The sequence below is a fragment of the Methylobrevis pamukkalensis genome, from assembly GCF_001720135.1.
Lineage (GTDB): Bacteria > Pseudomonadota > Alphaproteobacteria > Rhizobiales > Pleomorphomonadaceae > Methylobrevis > Methylobrevis pamukkalensis.
The window spans coordinates 1-1,932 of sequence record NZ_MCRJ01000234.1; the positions used below are offsets into that span (position 1 = coordinate 1).

The window sequence follows — 1,932 nt, forward strand, 5'->3', positions numbered from 1 at the left end:
CCCCGACACCGACGACGACCCCGCCCGGGCGCAGGGCGCCGCCGAACTGATCGACGTCGTGAGGATGTATCTGAAATGAACGATCCGGCCGCGCGGCTCTCCAGCCCCATGACCACGTGTTCCTCGGCGAGGACCACGCCCGCAACGAACGGCGGACGTGGATCGTCATCGCCATCACCGCGACGACGATGGTCCTGGAGATCGCCGCCGGCACGCTCTACGGCTCGATGGCGCTGGTGGCCGACGGCTGGCACATGTCGACCCACGCGGCCGCGATGCTGATCGCCGCGCTCGCCTATCTGTTCGCCCGCCGGCACGCGCGCAACCCGCGCTTCACCTTCGGCACCGGCAAGCTCGGCGATCTTGCCGGCTTTGCCAGCGCATCGTGCTCGCCCTCGTCGCGCTGCTGATCGGCTGGGAAAGCCTGCTGCGCTTCCAGGCGCCCGTGGCCATCGACTTTCCGCAGGCGATCGCCGTCGCCGTCGCCGGTCTCGGGGTGAATCTGGTCTGCGCCTGGCTGCTGCGCGACGATCACGGGCACCATGGGCATCACGGCCACCACGGGCATTCCGTCCCGCACCGCCACCATGGCCACGCCCGGCATGGCCACGACCACCACGGCCACGACCACCACGGGCATGCTCATCACGATCACGATCACGGCCACGACCATGGTCATGGTCATGGCCACCACCACGACGCCCACGGCCACGGGCGCTCCGCCGACAACAACCTGCGGGCGGTCTACCTGCATGTGCTGGCCGACGCGCTGACCTCGGTGCTGGCGATTGCCGCGCTGGTCCTCGGCAGTCTCTATGGCTGGAGCTGGATGGACCCGGCGATGGGGGTGGTGGGTGCGCTGGTGATCGCCCGCTGGTCCTGGGGTCTCATCCGCGACACGGGGCGGACGCTGCTCGACTACGTGCCGTCCGACGAGACCCTGCCGTCGGAGATCCGCGGCGCGCTCGAAGGCGAGGCCGACCGCATCACCGACCTCCACGTCTGGCAGCTGGGCCCCGGCCATCACGGCGCGATCGTGTCGATCCGCTCGGCCATGCCGCAGGACCCGGGGGTCTACCGCGAGAAGCTCGCACATCTGGCCGAGCTGTCGCATGTGACGATCGAGGTCGAGAGGGCCGCGTGAGGCGGGCGGATGCGGCCAACGCGTCGGAGTCAGGCTCGGCGCGAGCGCGGCGGATAATATAGATTATGGAACATTGATGAGCGTGGCATCGACCGGTCGCGGCGGGAAAATCCGGCCGGCTTGCGATCACAGGGCTCCGTGCAGATACTGGCATATGCAGAGGGAGATGCCCAGGAGCTGCCCGGCATGGCCGACATCGACGCGCAGAGGGTCCGGGAAGTCCGGCTGTTTCGCAACAACCGCAGCCAGGCCGTGCGCATTCCCGCAGAATTCGAGTTGCCCGGCGACGGCGTGCGGATCAGCCGTGACGGCGACCGGCTGATCCTCGAGCCGGTGCGCCGCAGCACGGGACTGCTGGACCGGCTGGCGGCATGGGCACCGATCGACGATGCGTTTCCGGAGATCGCGGACCCGCCGGCCGGCCCGGACGACGTGTTTTGACGCGCTATCTTCTCGACACCAACATCATCAGCGATCTCGTGCGCAACCCGCAGGGACCGGTGTTCCGGCATCTGCAGCGGGTCGGCGACGGCAACGTCTGCACCAGCATCATCGTGGCGTCAAAATTGCGCTATGGCTGTCTGAAGAAGGGATCGCCCAGGCTGACCGAGCGGGTCGAGGAGATCCTCGCGCTGATTCCCGTCCTCGCCCTGGAGGAACCGGCAGACAGGATCTACGGCGATTGCCGGGCCGACCTCGAGCGCAGGGGAACGCCGATCGGCGGCAACGATCTGCTGATCGCCGCGCAGACGCTCGCGCTCGATCTGACTCTGGCAACGGCGAATGTC

The 1,932-nt window shown here is 68.3% G+C and carries 2 protein-coding genes and 1 pseudogene; all 3 read left to right on the forward strand.

Annotated elements, in window-relative coordinates; all coding sequences use genetic code 11:
• The first annotated feature begins 188 nt into the window (after positions 1–188).
• Positions 189–1,144, forward strand: a pseudogene (locus A6302_RS20120) (cation diffusion facilitator family transporter).
• Positions 1,145–1,330: 186 nt separating this feature from the next.
• Positions 1,331–1,585 (forward strand): antitoxin, encoded by a 255-nt coding sequence (locus A6302_RS20125; protein WP_069308498.1) that lies wholly within the window; start codon positions 1,331–1,333, stop codon positions 1,583–1,585.
• Positions 1,582–1,932 (forward strand): type II toxin-antitoxin system VapC family toxin (locus A6302_RS20130; protein ID WP_069308499.1); only part of this gene is annotated, 351 nt, incomplete at its 3' end. The genes A6302_RS20125 and A6302_RS20130, both read left to right, overlap by 4 nt.